Below are 16,111 nucleotides of genomic sequence, written 5' to 3'. Positions count from 1 at the left end.
TCAGCGGATTTCGATGGCACAGCGGCCGCCCGGTCCGCCATGATGGGTACGTGTCCGAGATCGTGCGCCGCAGCTCCTCCCGCAACGCGAAGTTAGCCAAGATTCCCCTCGGGATCGCCGGGCGAGCCGCTGTCGGTTTCGGTAAGAAGCTGGCCGGGGGTGACAAGGGCGAGATCAACGCCCAGCTGAACCAGAAGGCCGCCGAGCAGCTGTTCACCGTCCTCGGTGAGCTCAAGGGCGGTGCGATGAAATTCGGCCAGGCGCTCAGCGTGATGGAGGCCGCGGTCCCCGAGGAGTTCGGCGAGCACTACCGCGAAGCACTGACCAAGCTGCAGGCGGCCGCCCCGCCGATGCCCATCGAGACCGTGTACCGGGTGCTCGATCAACAGCTCGGTACCCAGTGGCGCACCAGGTTCCGCTCCTTCGATGACGTCCCCGCCGCCTCGGCCAGCATCGGCCAGGTGCATCGCGCGGTGTGGTCGGATGGGCGCACGGTGGCCGTGAAGGTGCAGTACCCCGGCGCCGACGAGGCCTTACGCGCGGATCTCAAGACTCTGTCACGGATGACCGGCCTGATCTCCTCGGTCATCCCCGGCGCCGATGTGAAGCCGATCCTCGCCGAGATCACCGAACGCACCGAGGAAGAACTCGACTACCGCAACGAGGCGAACAATCAGCGCACCTTCGCCAAGGCCTACGACGGGCATCCGGAGTTCATCGTGCCGAAGGTGGTGGCCAGCGCGCCGAAGGTGATCGTCACCGAATGGCTCGATGGCACACCGGTTTCCGCGATCATCGCGGCAGGAAACGCCGATCCCGAGGGCACCCGCGAACTGCGCAACCGGGTTGCCACACTGATGGGCCGATTCCATTTCTCCGCACCGGAACTGGCGGGCCTGCTGCACGCCGATCCACATCCGGGCAACTTCATGATGACCCAGGAAGGCAAGCTGGCCGTCATCGATTTCGGGGCCTGCGCCCCACTGCCCAATGGTTTCCCCGAGCTGCTCGGCCGGATCCTGGCGCTGGCGGTCGACGAAGAGTTCGAGGAGCTCACCGCCCTGCTGCACGAGAACGGCTGGGTGATTCCTGGGCGGGTGATCACCCATCAGGAGATCGCGGACTACCTGCGCCCGTTCACCGATCCGATCAAGTCCGATTCGTTCCACTTCACCCGCAAGTGGATGCAGCGGGTGGCCGGGCGCGCCTCGGATTTCAACAGTCCGGAGATGAAGACCGCGCGTGCCCTGATGCTGCCCGCCGAACACGTCATGATCTTCCGGGTGCTGGCGGGCTCGATCGGCATCGCCGCACAGCTCGACGCCGAGGTCCCGTTCATGCAGCTGGCCGCCACCTGGATGCCCGGATTCCGCGAGCAGCGCAACAGCGCCTAGTCCAGGACGGCGCGCACTCCGGCCGATCGCCGAGGTGCGCGCCCGGGTGCCGGTCAGCCCGCCGGTGGCAGCTGGGGCGTTTCGTGGACGGTCACCACGACGGCGGTGTCGCCGTAGGGTGCGGAACCCATCGTGACGCCGTGATACAGCCGGGCCAGTCCCGCGCGCATCCCGTACTTGGCGCGCAGCCCCGTGCAGATCTTGTCGAACAGCGGTCCCGCGCCGACGAATTCGGCGACGCCCTGATGCTGGCGCGAGCCGACGGCGGGCTTGCCGCGCCAATCGCCTGCCTGCACGATGACTCGCCGGTCCCGGGCGAGATGCTGGGTCTCCAGCGAGTAGGACGAGGTGCGGAAGGCCAGCCTGCCGCGGTCGATCGGCACCACGAGATGGGTGCTGGTGGTCCAGCGACCCGACGGATCGGCCCGTGTCACCAGGACGGTGCGCGCATCCCACCACAGCATGCCCGGATGCCATTCGCTCGGCCAGTCGGCCGGGATCGGCACGTTCTGCCCGGCATATCGGTTCGGCGGGACATTCGGGTGAACGGGCGCTGCGGCGCGTCCGTGGGGCGCGATGGTGGCAACGGGGTGGCCGAGAGCGTGATTCATGCGTCGAAACCTCCGAGAACAAGGTTGAAGTTCTCCGCGGCGCAGCGCGGAAAACCTGAAACTCAAGGCATAGATTTCATATAGCAATGAACTGAGATGTTTGCAAGGCGCGATCGCGCCGCGGACACGAAATCCCTACTCCCCCAATAAAAGGCAACCGCCCAGCCGGATCGGCTGGGCGGTTGGTCGTTCGGCGGTCCGCGGCCCGACCGGCGTGCCACCGGTACTCGGGCCGCGGACCCGGCGCGCCGTCGGCGCGGCCATCAGACGCATGTCGCGACCTTGCGGGGACGGCCACGGGGCCGCTTGCGAGCAATCACGACACCCTGGTCGAAGATCTCTCCGCCCCACACGCCCCACGGCTCACGGCGATCGATGGCAGCGCTCAGGCAGCCCTTGCGGATGGGGCAGGACGCGCACAGCGCCTTGGCCTGCTCCAACTGGACCGGGCTCTCGGCGAACCACAGGTCAGGGTCCCCTGCCCGGCACGGCAGGGTGGTGGTGACCTCCTGGTCACGGGGAGCGGTTGCCACGGTTCGGCATGTCACGTCAGCAGTGGCCGTCGGCCAGCTCTCTGCGGTGAACACGTCGTTCTCCTTCAGCTCGTTTGCAGCGGTTCGGTGTCGTTCATTCCGCGAAACCGGTGCTGCCGGCTGAAGGGCCGGAAAAATCTGGCCACGGTTTCGCTTCTTGCGATCCGTGGCCAGGAGGCGGGGAGTGTTCCCTACCTAGGTCGACATCTGAGTCGAGTCCTGATCACGGACGCTGGGTGTGCGTTGCGGAGGCGTGCTGCCTGCACCGGCTCATTGCCGGCTTCGGCGACAAAAGCCCCGGCGACTGCGAAGGCAGCTGCCGGATGCCAGCCCGCGCTGGGCTTGTCCTGCGGATCGATGAGAATCGGGGTGGGCGCGTAATCCAGGTGCGTACCGAAACCACCGGCGCCGGACAGACCGATCCCCTGCATGGCGAGGATCCCCCGGGAGGCAGAAACAGCCGACGTGGTCGCGCCGGTGCCCATCACATCGAAAGCGGTGATGTTGTCCATTTCGTCTGCCTCCCTCCTGTACTCGTAATCTGTCTGAACTGTGCGCGCCGGGATGGCCTCCCGTTGCGTGTCTCCCACCGTATGCGATCTCGGGAGAACCGACAACCTATTTTCTACCTGCGGTTTTGTGATTCTTTCCGGTGCGCGAGCGCACCAGCGCGATGACGTCGGCGCCGTACTGTTCGATCTTGCGGGCGCCGATTCCCGAAATCGCGGCCAGAGCAGCGTCATCGGCGGGTAGTTGTTCGGCGATCGCGGTGAGCGTGGTGTCGGTGAACACGCTGAACTCGCGCAGCCGCTGGGCCTGGGCCTTCTCGGCACGCCATTCCCGCAGCGCGGCAAGCAGTTCGGCGTCGAGTTCGGCGGGACATCTGCGGCAGCGGCCGAGCATCGTCGCATAGGTGCCGAGCAGTGGCTTGGCGCAGATGCGGCACAGCGGACGGGTGCCGTCGCCGGCTCGTTCGATGGTCGGCGCGGCGATCCGCGACGCCGGAGAATCGTCGGGGACCAGGCCGTTCAGGAAACGGGAACGGCGCCGGGTGCGGCGGCCGCCCTCGTTGCGGGCCAGTGCCCACGACAAGCGCAGATGTTCGCGTGCCCTGGTGACGCCGACGTAGAGCAGGCGGCGTTCCTCTTCGAGCGCGGCCTGATCGGCGACCGAGCCGTCGTCGCCGAGGACGTGCGCGATCGGCAGGGTGCCGTCGGACAGCCCGACCAGGAAGGTGGCATCCCATTCCAGGCCCTTGGCCGCGTGCAACGACGCCAGGGTGACGCCCTGGACGGTCGGTGGATGCCTGGCCTCGGCGCGCGCGGCCAGCTCGCGCAGCAGGCCCGGCAGATCGAGCTGCTCGTCGTGCGTGACGAGTTCCTCGGTGAGCTGCACCAGCGCCATCAGCGACGACCACTTCTCCCTGGCCTGCGCACCCGCGGGTTCGGTGGCGGTGAGCCCGAGCGGGGCCAGCACCGCGCGCACCAGGGTGACCAGCGCGGCACCGGTACGGGCCTGATCGGGCAGATCGTCGCGGGCCGCGGCCTGGCGCAGCGCCTGCACGGCCTGGCGGACCTCGGCGCGGGTGAAGAAGCCCTCACCACCGCGCACCTGGTAGGGGATGCCGCGCTCGGTGAGCGCCTGCTCATAGGTTTCCGATTGCGCGTTGATCCGGTAGAGCACCGCGATCTCCGAGGCGGGCGTGCCCGCCGCGATCAGCTCCGCGATATCCCGGGCCACGCCTGCCGCCTCGGCCGGCACGTCGTCGTATTCGGTGAAGGTGGGCTCCGGCCCGTCGGGGCGCTGGCCGATCAGCTGTAGCCGGGTGCCTGCGATGCGGCCGCGCGCCATCCCGATGACCCGGTTCGCCAGCGACACCACCTGGGGTGTGGAGCGGTAGTCGCGTTCGAGCCGGATGACGGTGGCATCCGGGAAGCGCCGCGAGAAATCCAGCAGATGGGCGGGGCTGGCACCGGTGAAGGAGTAGATCGTCTGGTTGGCGTCGCCGACGACGGTCAGATCGTCGCGATCGCCCAGCCAGGCGTCGAGCACCCGCTGCTGCAGGGGGGTGACGTCCTGGTATTCGTCGACGACGAAACAGCGGTAGCGGCCGCGGAACTCATCGGCCACGGCCGGATAGTCCTCGAGCGCGGCGGCGGTGTGCAGCAGCAGATCGTCGAAATCGAGCAGCAGGCCGTCCGGCGAGGTCTTGAGCGCTTCGTAGCCGGTGTAGACCTGCGCGATCCGTTGCGCATCGAACGGGAGATCGCGGTGATGACGAGCAGCCGCGGCCGGATAATCCTCGGGCGCGATGAGCGAGGATTTGGCCCATTCGATCTCGCTGAGCAGATCGCGCACGCTCTCGGTGCCCGACGGCAGACCCACCCGGTGCGCGGCCTGGGCGACCACCGGGAACTTGCTGTCGAGCAGCCGCCACGGCACATCGCCGACGACCTGGGGCCAGAAATAGCGCAGCTGACGCAGCGCCGCCGCGTGGAAGGTGCGCGCCTGCACCTGGTTCGCCTCGCCGCCGAGGCCGAGTGCGCGCAGGCGTGCGCGCAGCTCCCCGGCGGCTCGTGCGGTGAAGGTGACCGCGAGCACCTGGTCGGCCTTGACCTGCCCGGCCGCGACCAGATGCGCGATCCGGTAGGTGATGGTCCTGGTCTTGCCGGTTCCCGCGCCGGCGAGCACGCACACCGGCCCGCGCGGCGCCCGCACGGCGGCGGCCTGCTCGGGGTCGAGGGCGGAGAGGTCGAGTGCGGGCACGCGCTCCATCATGACAGTGCGCACCGACAACCGGGCGGCTGCCGGCTCACCGCCGTGGCAGGCGAACGCGGACAGCTGTGATGGGCACGGCAGCGGCGGCCCGGAACAGGAACGGCCGGCCCGGCGTTGCACCGACCGTGACCGAGCAGACTCCTGACCTGACGATGTACTCGACCACCTGGTGCGGCTACTGCCGCAGGCTGAAGAAGCAGCTGGACGAGGCGGGCATCACCTATGTCGAGATCGATATCGAGCAGGACCCCGCGTCCGCCGAGTTCGTCGGCAGCGTCAACGGCGGCAACCATGTGGTCCCGACGGTGAAGTACTCCGACGGTTCGACCGCGACCAATCCATCGTTGGCCCAGGTCAAGCAGGCGCTGGCCACCATTTCCTGACCGCAGCTCGCACCCTGGGCAGCGCGCTCAGTCGAGCGCGGCCCAGGATTCCACAATGGTGCGGGCGATCGAGATCGAACCGGGCAGCAGCAATCGGGCGTTGTCCGCGCGGTTCGACCAGTCGCCCGCCGCCAGCGCTTCGCGCACTTCGGCGCGGGTGAACCAGTGCGCGTCGGCGATCTCGCCGTCGGAGAACACCAGCGGCTGCGCCGGATCGGCGACGGCGCTGAAACCGAGCATCAGCGAGCGCGGGAACGGCCACGGCTGACTGCCGAGATAGTGGATCTCGCTGACGTCGAGCCCCACTTCTTCGCGCATTTCGCGTTCGACGCAGCGCTCCAGCGATTCGCCCGCCTCCACGAACCCGGCCAGCAGCGAGAACAGGGTCTCCGGCCAGCTGTGCTGACGGGCCAGCAGCACCCGATCGCCGCCGTCGTGGATCAGGCAGATCACCGCGGGGTCGATGCGCGGGAACTCTTCGAGCCCCGCTTCGGTGGTGCGTGACCAGCCGCCTTTGACCGCGACGGTCGCGGTGCCGTCGGCCGCGTGAAAACCGGCCTTGTCGTGCCAGTTCAACAGCGCGAGCGCGGTGGACAGCAGGCCAGCGGTGACATCGTCGACGGTGGCGGCCATGGCCCGCAGATCCAGCAGCGAGCCGGAGAGTTCGGGATCGCGGACCGCCCACAGGTGCACACCGTCGGCGACGCCGAGGAACACCGCGGCCGGATCCGGTTCGGCGGCGAGCTCGACCGCCTGATCGAAGACCAGGGCGCCGTCATCGAAACGCACCTGGCCGCGCCGGTTGATCCGCAGCAGTTTCGCGGTGGACCAGCCCTCCTTCAACGCCTGCGGGTCGGCGCGCACCTCCTCGGCCCGGTCGACGACGGAACGGGAAAGCAGCGGAACGCTGTTGAGCTGGAATGCCACAACGCCGAGCTTAGTGGAGGCCCGGCGGGGCGGATCAGCGCCCGGCGCGGCGCAGATACAGCAGCTTGTCGCCGTGGTCGAGGGCGTCGACCTCCGGTTCGCCGACGCGGATCAACTCGCCCGCCCGCACCACGCCGAGCACGATGTCGCTGAGGTGGCGCGGCGATCCGCCGACCTCCCCGGGCTCGACCTCGCGTTCGGCCACCGCGAAGCCCTGCTCCGGGGTCAGCAGATCCTCGATCATCTCCACCACCGTCGGTTTCGTGGTCGCGATGCCGAGCAGCCTGCCCGCGGTCTCCGAGGACACCACCACCGAATCGGCACCGGACTGACGCAGCAGATGGGTGTTCTCTGCCTCGCGGATGGAGGCCACGATCTTGGCGCTCTTGGTGAGTTCGCGGGCGGTCAGCGTGACCAGCACCGCGGTGTCGTCACGGTTGGTGGCGACCACGATCGAGGAGGCGTTCTGCACACCGGCCAGCCGCAGCACATCCGACTGGGACGCCGAACCGTGCACGGTGACCAGACCGGCGTTGGCGGCGGCCTCCAACGCGACGGAGTCGGTGTCGACAACGACGATCTCACTCGGCGACGCCCCGTCGCCGAGCATGGCGTCGATCGCGGTGCGGCCCTTGGTGCCGTAGCCGATGACGACGGTGTGATTGCGCACGCTGTGCCTCCAACGCTGAATCTTGAATGCCTGGCGGGACCGTTCCGTCAGCACGCTGAGCGTGGTGCCGACGAGCACGATGAGGAACAGCACGCGCAGCGGGGTGATGACGATGATGTTGACCAGCCTGGCCAGCGGGGTGACCGGCGAGATGTCGCCGTACCCGGTGGTCGACAGCGACACCGTCGCGTAGTACAGCGCGTCCAGGAACGACAGCGGATTCTCGGAGGCGTCCCGGTAGCCGTCGCGGCCGATGTAGACCACCAGCGCGGCGCCGAACAGCAGCCCGATCGCGAACAGCACCCGGCGGGTCAGTGAGATCCACGGGCTGGCTTGCGCTTCGGGAATGCGCAGCACACCCACGAGTGCGAAGTCCGGCCGGTCGGTCAGCCGCCCCAATCCGCTGCGCGCGCGGTCACCCAGGTCATCGAGCAACGCACTCACCCGTCCCTGTGTCCCCGGCGCCGATCCCGGTCGATGTCACCGGTTCCGGCATTGTTTCTCCCTCCGGCACAGCACGGGAGCCTACCCCGTCACCGCGCCGGTCGAGCGCCTCGACGCGACGAGGTGGGCCTGCCGCCGCGGCGGATACCCGCTTAGAGTGAGCGGCATGGCAGTTTCCGAGTCCACCGCACCCGATACCAGCCGCAGGCCGGCGCTGCTCATGGCAGCGGCGCTGTTCGGAATGGGTGTGCTGCATTTCGTGGTCCCCAAACCGTTCGATTCGATCGTGCCGCCCACGCTGCCGGGCCGGGCGCGCGGCTACACCTACGCCTCAGGGGTGGCCGAGATCGGCGTGGCGACAGCGCTCGCGGTGCCGCGCACCCGGCGCCTGGGCGGTCGGCTGGCCGCCGCGCTGTTCGTCGCGGTGTTCCCGGCGAACATCCAGTTCGCGGTGGATTCGATGAGCAGCTCGAAGGCGAGTTGGCCGATCAAGCTGATCTCCGTGCTGCGGCTGCCGTTGCAGATTCCGATGATCACCACCGCCCTGTCGGTCAGCCGGCGGGCGCCGCGGACCTGATCAGCTCGGTCAACTCGCTCGCGCCCGGCAGATCGACCGGCGCGACGGTACGGCCGCTGCGCACATAGTGGAACGCGGCGCCGATCCGGCCGAGCAACTCGTCGGGATCGGCGCCGGTGCGCGCCGCCGTCAGCCGCGCCCAGGCCAGACGGTAGACGGCGAGCTGCACCGCGACCGCTCGTTCGTCGGCGGCATTCGGTTCGGCGCCGGTCTTCCAGTCCACGACGGTCCAGCGGCCGTCCGGTTCGGCGAAGACCGCGTCCATCCGGCCGCGGATCACGGTGCCCGCGATGGTGGTTTCGAACGGCACCTCCACCTCGATGGGGCTACGGTGCGCCCAGCGCGAGGACAGGAAGGCCTCCTGCATGCGGGCGAGTTCGGCGTCGGCGCTATCGGCGGTGTCGGCCGCGCCGGGGAGTTCGTCCAGGCCGAGCAGACCATCGGCGGCGAACCAGCGTTGCACCCAGGCATGGAAGGCGGTGCCGCGCCTGGCCAGCGGATTCGGCGGATACGGCAGCGGACGGCGCAGCCGGGCGGCCAGTCGCGCCGGATCGGCGCGCAGCTCCACCAGCGCCGTCGCGGGCAGGCTGCTCGGCAGTTCCACTTCTTCGGCGACGCCGGTGGCGCTGCGATGTTCGGCCAGCAGGGCTTCCACATCGGCGGCCCAGCCATCGGGGTCGTCGTCCTCGGGTGTCACCGGGTCGGCCGCCAGTTCCGCCATCGCGGCGCGCACCAGCTGCGCACCCTGTTCGATCGGGGCGCGGCGGCGGCCCAGCGGATCGCGTGGCCATGGCGCAGTGGGCGGGTTGTCGGTGAACGGGTTGACGGCGTCGGGTTCGGGCGGATCGTCCCAGCGGGCCAGTTCCGCGGCGCCGTGGGCCGGACTGTCCGGATCTTCGACGGCTTGTTTCAGTTCGAGCAGGAAGTCCGACGGCCCCTTGACCGACGGGCTCGAATCCGACCAGTAGTGACCCGAAACCAGCAGCATGCGTTCGGTTCTGGTGAGCGCGACATAGAACAGCCTGCGGTCCTCGTCGAGGCGGCGGCGGTCGAGTGCGGCCTTGTGTTCCTTGATGGCACGGTCCAGATCGGCCCGGTCGTAGAGGTCGGTCAGGTCGAGGACCGGCACACCGTCGGCGCCGTCGTCGGGGCGGGCGCGGTCACCGCGCAGCGACGTGGGCAGTTCGGCGAGGGCGCCGAGCCAGCTGCCGGAGGCCTTGCCGGACGGGAACACATCGCGCACCACATGCGGTACGGCGACGATCTCCCATTCCAGCCCCTTCGCCGCGTGCACGGTGAGCACCTGCACGCGATCCTTGGCGACCTCCACCTCACCCGGTTCCAAGCCGTTCTCCACCGATTCGGCGGCGGTGAGGAAGGCGAGCAGGCCGCTCAGCGAGGCTGCGCTGTCCCCGGCGTAACCCGCGACCACTTCGGCGAAGGCGTCCAGATGTTCCCGGCCCGCGCCCGCACCGGACATGGCGCGGCGGGCCTGGGTCTCGACGCCGACTCCGATGGTGCGTTCCACATCGGCGACCAGCTCGGTCAACGGCTGCCCGCTGCGTTCGCGCAGAGCGGCCAGTTCGCGTCCCAAGGCGACGATGCGGCGGTAGCCATCGGGCGAATACTGTTCGGCCGGGCCGGGGTCGGCGATGGCGTCGGCGAGCCCCGCCTGCTCCGCCGGTTCCGGCGCGACCTCGCGCAGCGCGACGGCCAGGGCCGCGCCGTCGGTGATATCGCCGGTGGCCGCGGTGCCGCGTCCGATCGACAACTCCCTGGCCCGCCCGGCCAGCGCCGACAGATCCGAGACCCCGATGCGCCAGCGCGCACCGGTCAGGATGCGCACAGCCGCGCTGCCCGCGCCGGGTTCGGCGATCAACCGCAGGGTGGCGACGACGTCGGCGACCTCCGGGGTGGCCAGCAGGCCGCCGAGGCCGACGATCTCCACCGGCAAGCCCTGCTCACGCAGGGCTTCGGCGATCGGCGCGGCGTCGGCGTTGCGGCGCACCAGCACCGCTGACGTCGGCGGCTGCTCGCCCGCGTCGTGGCGGGCCTGCCAGTCGGCCGCGATCCGGGTGGCGAACCACTCGCGTTCGGCGGCCACGGTGTCGGTGAGCGCCAACGCCACCGTGCCCGGTTCGGCGGCGGGCTTGGCGCGCAAGGCGTCCACGGTGACCCCACCGCCCTCGATCGCCTTGCGGCGCAAGGGTTCTGCCACCAGATTGGCCAGCGCCAGCGCCTCGGGCGGATTGCGCCAGCTGGTCAGCAGCGACAGCGTCGGCGCGGGAACTCCGGGTGCGGCGGGAAAGTCGGTGGCGAAACGTGGGAGGTTGGCCGCGGAAGCCCCGCGCCAGCCGTAGATGGACTGCATGGGATCGCCCACCGCGGTCACCGCGGGGCGGTCGCCGGTTCCGGTGCCGCCGAACAACGCCGCCAGCAGGATGCGCTGGGCGTGGCCGGTGTCCTGGTATTCGTCGAGCAGGACCAGCCGGAAACGCGCCCGTTCGGCCGCACCCACCTCGGCGTGCTCGGCCGACAGCCGCGCCGCGAGCGACATCTGCGCCCCGAAGTCCAGGGCGCCGCGCCGGCGCAACGCCTCACCCAGCTGCCGCACCAGCGGCAGCAGTGCCACCCGCTCACGCTGCACCTTCAGGATCTTCAGCAGTTCCTGGCTCGGGCCGCCGCGCTGGCGCGGACCCGCGGGCAGGGTGTGCACCAGCTTCTCGAGTTCGGTATGCGCCTCGGCCAGTTCCTCCGGCTCCACCAGATGTTCGGCCAGCTGCCCCGACAGCGCCAGCACCGCCTCGGTGACCGAGACCGGCGTGCGCTCGGTGTCCAGATCGCCGTCCCAGGTGCGCACCACCTGATGGGCCAACTGCCACAACTGCGTCTCGGTGAGCAGCGTCGCCGAGGGTTCCACCGGCAGCAGCAGGCCGTGTTCGGTCAGCAGCCTGCCCGCATAGGAGTGGTAGGTGCTGATCTCGGGTTCCGCACCGGCCAGCGAGGCGCGCAGACCGCCGCTGGGATCGAGTTCGCGCAGCAGCGGCGCCCCAGCGAGCCGGGCCAGCCGGGTGCGGATACGGGTGGTCAGCTGCTGGGCCGCTTTTCGGGTGAAGGTCAGGCCGAGCACTTCATCGGGCAGCACCAGGCGATTGGCGACCATCCAGACCACGCGCGCGGCCATCGTCTCGGTTTTGCCCGCCCCCGCACCCGCCACCACCAGCGTCGGCCCGGGCGGCGCCGCGATCACTACGGCCTGCTCGTCGGTGGGTGGCGGCAGGCCGAGAGCCTCGGCGAGCTGCCACGGCGTGACCCGCGCACTCATTCGTCGGTCACCTGGCGTCCGGTGTCCTGGACCGGGCAGCTGCCCGCGACGGCGCAGTGCCGGCAGCCGTCATTGCGCATGGCCAGATAGCTCGGCCCCCTGGTGGCGGCCGCGGCGTCGTGGATGGTGCCGCGCCAGGTGTGCAGGGCTTCGCCGTCGAGGGGTTGCTGGGTGCGCTGGGTCGCACCGTCGCGGGTGTGCGGTTTGGCGACGTAGACGAGGCGGGCGCCGCCGGGTTCGCCGAGCTCGAGGTGCGGGTCGCCCCGATCGGTGGGCTCGCGTTGTTCCGCCGGCTCGCCGGCGAGGTCGCCGGCCTCATCGGCACGGTTCTCGATCTCGCTGCGCCCGTCGACCTCGGCGTTCCCGTTGATATCCGTGGCGGCGGCGTCGAGATCGCTCGGCTCATCGGCGGATTCACCGGAGAGGGCGTCGAGCGCGCCGAACGCGGCGGCGACCTGGTAGGTCGCCAGCTGGGCATGGTCCTCGACGGCCTTGACCGAGACCGGGTTCTTGCCGGTCTTCACATCGACGATGACGAAGCGGCCCTGGGCGTCGCGTTCGAGGCGGTCGACGCGGCCGCGGATACGCACCGGCGGCTCGTCGTCGGAGCGCGGCGGAAGCACACAGTCCACCGGCACCTCGATGCCGACCTGGGTGAGTTCGCCGCGGGTGTTGTCGACCCAGGCCAGGAAGGTTTCCAGCATCGCCTCGGTGCGGCGGCGCTCCTGCCGGGAATGCCAGCCCTGATCGCCGTCCACCGAGTCCCAGACCGCCTGGAGCGCGGCCCGCACCTGGCTGGTCGGCACCTTGCCGGCCAGGGCCTGGACCAGGGTGTGCACCAGGTTGCCCTTGACCGCGTGCGGATTGTCGCCGTCGGTGCCGCCGTGGCGTTCCAGCGCCCAGCGCAACGGGCAGGTACGCAGCAGTTCGACCGTCGACGGTGAGAGCGCGACCGCGGATTCGTCGTCGTCCCAGAGGGGGCGCTCGGTACTGAGGTCGGCGGTGCCGTACCAGTCGTCTGGCGCGGTGCCGCGCACGCCCGCGTCCGCGAGCCGGGCGAGATGGCGGGCGGCCCGGCGACGACGCTGTGGATCGGCCTCGGGATCGCAGACCACCCCGCGCAATTCGGCCACCAGCGAACCCATCACCAACACGCGGCCCGGATCTTCGACCGGTAGCGCGCCGGGTTCGCCCTCATCGTCGTGGCCGAGCAGTTCGGCCAGGAACCGCGAGGGCACCAGATCACGGTCGCCCGTGACCGATTCCACCGCGGTGACCAGCAGTGATCGGCGGGCGCGGCTGCATGCCACCAGCAGCAGCCTGCGCTCCTCGGCCAGGATCGGGGCCGCCCGGCTCATCCGTTCGCCCTCGGTGAGCACTCCCGCGGCGACGTCGACCAGATCCTCGGTGTGCAGCAAGGTGCCGCGTGGACGCGGATCCGGCCAGATTCCCTCCTGCACCCCGGCGACGGCCACCACCTCCCATTCCCGTCCGGCGGCGGCGTGCGCGCTGAGCAGCTCCACCGCCTCGACGGGACTGGTGCGCACCGACGTATCGTGCGGAATCTCCTGATGCAGCAGGTATTCCACGAAGCCCTCGATGCCCGCGCGGGGCAGCCGGTCGACGTAGGCCGCGGCGGCATCGAACAGGGCGACCGCCGCATCCAGATCCCGATCGGCCTGCGCACCGGCGGCACCACCGCGCTCGGACTGCGCGACCCAGCGCCGCTCCAACCGCGATCCGGTCCACAACGCCCAGAGCACGTCTTCGAGCCCGCCCCCGCGCCGTCGTGCCTTCCGTGCCCGATCCAGTGCGGTCAGCGCCCGCCGCAGCGGAGCGGATTCGACCTCGGTGAGGCCCGCGAGGATCCGCTGGTCGCCGACGCCGAGCAGCAGATCGCGCAGCACCTCGGCGGAGGACTGTTCGGAGGGCGAGGCGCCGGGCGTGCGCGGTGGATCGGGCCGCGGGTCAGCCGGATCACGTGTGGCGTCCGCATCCGCATCCGCATCGTCAGTCTCCGTGCTGAGCCCGTAGCGGTCCGCTTCGCGATCGAAGGGATCGCGATCGATGCCGTACCAGTCGGCGTCGGCCGACAGGCGCGAAGCTTGTTCAATCGTCCACTCGGGGGTGATGTCGGCGTCGATCGGGTCCGGCGGCGGCAGCTGGTCATGGTCGTGCGGGACAAGCGCATCGGCGGGAATGTGCAGCTCGGTATCGGCCGGATCCGGGGGCGGCGGCAGGTCGGGCGGTTCCGGAGCGAGCAGGTCGGCAGGGCCCGGAACGAGCGGGTCGGCCGGAAGATGGAGAGCTGCGTCGGCCGGATCCGGGAGCAGATCGTCCAGTTCTGTGTGGGGGTCACCAGGGGCCGAAGGGGTTTCGTCGGAGGGCCACGGCGCGTCACCGTGACGGGTGGCGGCGCGTTCCAGGCCGAGTGCCGTGCGGCGGATACCGCGGCGCAGCCGGCGCAGGGCGATCTGGTCGGCGGCGCCGAGCGGGCCGGACAGCAGGTCGAGGGCGTCGTCGGGGGTGAACAGCGCTTCGTGGCGATGCGGCGTCCCGGCCGGGTCGGCGCTCGTCGCGGCCTCCGAGGCGAGGATCGCGCGCAGCGACGACAGCATCCAGGCCGCGCCGCGCCGCCGCGCCAAGGGGGTGTCGAGGGCGGGCTGGCGCACCGGCACGCCCGCGGCCAGCAAGGCGCGGCGCAACGGCGGTAGCGACAGCGGGACCGAGCGCACCACGACCGCCATGCCCGACCACGGCACGCCGTCGGTGAGGTGCGCGCGCCGCAGATGGTCGGCGATCAGCGCCGCCTCTTTCGCCGGCGTGGCGAGCACCCGGACCCGGACATCGGCGCCGGCGTCGGGCGCGGTGTCGGCCTGGGCATCCACCCTCGGGCGTTGCGGTGCGCTGCCGGGCAACCGGGACGCGACCCGAGCGACCGCCAGCCGCACCGCGGGCACCGATCGATGGTTCTCGCGCAGCACAATGCGCTGACGGTCCGGCACGTCGAGGTCGAGCAGGAAGCGCGCATCCGCACCACGAAAGGCGAACACACCCTGATCGGGATCGCCGGCGACGACGGTCATGGTCGCGCCCGCGCTCAGCACCCGCACCAGCATCGCGGCCTGCGGGTCGAGATGCTGGGCGTCGTCGACCAGCAGATACCGCAACCGTCCTCGTTCGGCGGCCAGCAGCTTCTCATCGGTGGCCAACGCGTCCAACGCCGCACCGACGAGTTCGGCTGCGTTCAGGGCGGGCGCGGATGCCTCCGGCGCGGCCACGCCCACCGACCAGCGCAGCAGCATCGCCTGCTCGTACCGCGCGGCGAACCGGCCCGCGGCCACCCATTCCGGCTTATCGCGCTCACGTCCGAGCCGGATCAGATCCTCCGGACCCAGTCCTCGTTCGGTGGCCCGCAGCATCAGGTCACGCAGCTGATCGGCGAAGCCGGCGAGTCCGAGCGCGGGATGCAGCCGCTGCGGCCATAGGTGGGTCGCGCCGTCGGCGATATCGATCAGATCGCCGCGCAACATCTCCCGCAGCACGGCATCCTGCTCCGATCCGGTCAGCAACCGCGGCGGCGGATTGCCGTGCGCGACGGCATGGCGGCGCAGCACGGCGAAGGCATACGAGTGGATCGTGCGCACCAGCGGTTCCCTGGTCGCACCCGGCACCCCGACGAAATGCGCGGCCCCGGACCCGGCGGCAGCCGACCCCGCATCGACGGGCTCGCGGACACCCGCGGACGCCTGCCCCACATCGGCGGCCCGCACAGCACCGGAGGAATCGCCACCTTCGTCATTCGGCGCGGATCCCGCGGCCCGCGCCCGGTCGAAGGACTCCGTTACCTGGGCGCTCGACGGTTCCTCCGCGGCGTCCGGCCCGGCGCGGCCGCCGGTTTCCGGACGGTGCGGACCGTCCTGCCCCATCCCGTCGCCGGCATCCAACGCCGCGTCCAGCTCGTCCAGTGCGAACAGCCCCGCGTCATCCCAGGGCGCCTCCGGGTCCGGCGGCGGTTCGAACAGGCTGTCGCCCGGTCCGGGATCGTCCGGCGGGGAGGCGGGCTCCGTTGGTGGGACCTCCGGCGGTGCCGACAGTCGCGCGGTGATCGCATCACGCACCGCCGCGGCCGCGTTCTTCGAGTGAGTGAGCAACAGCACGGACTCGGGGTCGGCGCCCGCGGCGATGCGGTCGGCGGCCAGGTCGACCAGCAGGGCGGTCTTGCCGGTACCGGGGCCGCCGAGAACCTGCCATACGCCGGTGCCGGGGCGGATGCCGCCCGGGTCGGCGGCGGCGGCGAACAGCGCGCGGACCTCGGCGCTCCAGACCCTGGGTCCGGGCGCCGCCACTTTCCGGCGAACCAGCCGCACGGCGTTATCCGATCGCACCACGGGGGCTATTGCAACAGACGAGGCCGACACTCCCGATGGCGGCGCCGCGCCGCCTGGTGCTGCGACGGAATTGGTCAA

11 protein-coding genes are annotated in these 16,111 nt (G+C 70.6%); 3 read left to right on the top strand and 8 right to left on the bottom strand.

Annotation, left to right across the window (positions count from 1 at the left end):
• Positions 1-50: 50 nt before the first annotated feature.
• Positions 51-1,394: an ABC1 kinase family protein gene (locus GV790_RS01385; protein WP_163809562.1), complete on the top strand. Its 1,344-nt coding sequence runs from the start codon at positions 51-53 to the stop codon at positions 1,392-1,394.
• A gap of 53 nt (positions 1,395-1,447) precedes the next feature.
• Here the strand turns inward: GV790_RS01385 and GV790_RS01380 are convergent, their stop codons facing one another.
• From GV790_RS01380 to GV790_RS01365, 4 genes are all read right to left on the bottom strand, one after another.
• Entirely contained in the window at positions 1,448-2,005 is a 558-nt protein-coding gene (locus tag GV790_RS01380) for a hypothetical protein (protein WP_163809561.1), read from the bottom strand.
• 263 nt (positions 2,006-2,268) lie between these two features.
• Positions 2,269-2,592 carry a WhiB family transcriptional regulator gene (locus GV790_RS01375; protein WP_014352469.1) on the bottom strand — a complete coding sequence of 108 codons (324 nt, stop codon included), beginning with the start codon at positions 2,590-2,592 and terminating at the stop codon, positions 2,269-2,271.
• A 137-nt stretch (positions 2,593-2,729) separates the two neighbouring features.
• Positions 2,730-3,050: a hypothetical protein gene (locus GV790_RS01370; protein ID WP_163809560.1), complete on the bottom strand. Its 321-nt coding sequence runs from the start codon at positions 3,048-3,050 to the stop codon at positions 2,730-2,732.
• Between the two features lie 106 nt (positions 3,051-3,156).
• Positions 3,157-5,313, bottom strand: coding sequence for an ATP-dependent DNA helicase UvrD2 (locus GV790_RS01365; protein ID WP_163809947.1), 2,157 nt, complete (start codon positions 5,311-5,313; stop codon positions 3,157-3,159).
• Between the two features lie 155 nt (positions 5,314-5,468).
• On the opposite strand from GV790_RS01365, the gene GV790_RS01360 reads away from it, so the two are divergent.
• Positions 5,469-5,699 carry a mycoredoxin gene (locus GV790_RS01360; protein WP_175585776.1) on the top strand — a complete coding sequence of 77 codons (231 nt, stop codon included), beginning with the start codon at positions 5,469-5,471 and terminating at the stop codon, positions 5,697-5,699.
• A 27-nt stretch (positions 5,700-5,726) separates the two neighbouring features.
• Here GV790_RS01360 and nudC read toward each other — a convergent pair whose 3' ends face one another.
• Positions 5,727-6,626 (bottom strand): NAD(+) diphosphatase, encoded by a 900-nt coding sequence (gene nudC, locus GV790_RS01355; RefSeq protein ID WP_163809558.1) that lies wholly within the window; start codon positions 6,624-6,626, stop codon positions 5,727-5,729.
• Positions 6,627-6,660: 34 nt separating this feature from the next.
• Positions 6,661-7,731 carry a potassium channel family protein gene (locus GV790_RS01350; RefSeq protein WP_175585775.1) on the bottom strand — a complete coding sequence of 357 codons (1,071 nt, stop codon included), beginning with the start codon at positions 7,729-7,731 and terminating at the stop codon, positions 6,661-6,663.
• Positions 7,732-7,906: 175 nt separating this feature from the next.
• Between GV790_RS01350 and GV790_RS01345 the strand changes: the two genes are divergently transcribed.
• Positions 7,907-8,317, top strand: a complete 411-nt coding sequence (locus tag GV790_RS01345; protein ID WP_163809557.1) for a DoxX family protein — start codon at positions 7,907-7,909, stop codon at positions 8,315-8,317.
• Here the strand turns inward: GV790_RS01345 and GV790_RS01340 are convergent.
• Positions 8,292-11,642 carry an ATP-dependent helicase gene (locus GV790_RS01340; protein ID WP_163809556.1) on the bottom strand — a complete coding sequence of 1,117 codons (3,351 nt, stop codon included), beginning with the start codon at positions 11,640-11,642 and terminating at the stop codon, positions 8,292-8,294. The genes GV790_RS01345 and GV790_RS01340 overlap by 26 nt on opposite strands.
• Positions 11,639-16,030, bottom strand: coding sequence for a PD-(D/E)XK nuclease family protein (locus GV790_RS01335; RefSeq protein ID WP_425343139.1), 4,392 nt, complete (start codon positions 16,028-16,030; stop codon positions 11,639-11,641). Before GV790_RS01335 ends, GV790_RS01340 begins: the two co-directional genes overlap by 4 nt.
• Positions 16,031-16,111 lie beyond the last annotated feature (81 nt).

Origin of the sequence: Nocardia cyriacigeorgica, assembly GCF_010858045.1 — a bacterium.
In the GTDB taxonomy this organism is placed as follows: domain Bacteria; phylum Actinomycetota; class Actinomycetes; order Mycobacteriales; family Mycobacteriaceae; genus Nocardia; species Nocardia cyriacigeorgica_E.
Note: the sequence above shows the minus strand (reverse complement) of the source record. Positions and strands in the feature narration are given on the sequence as shown.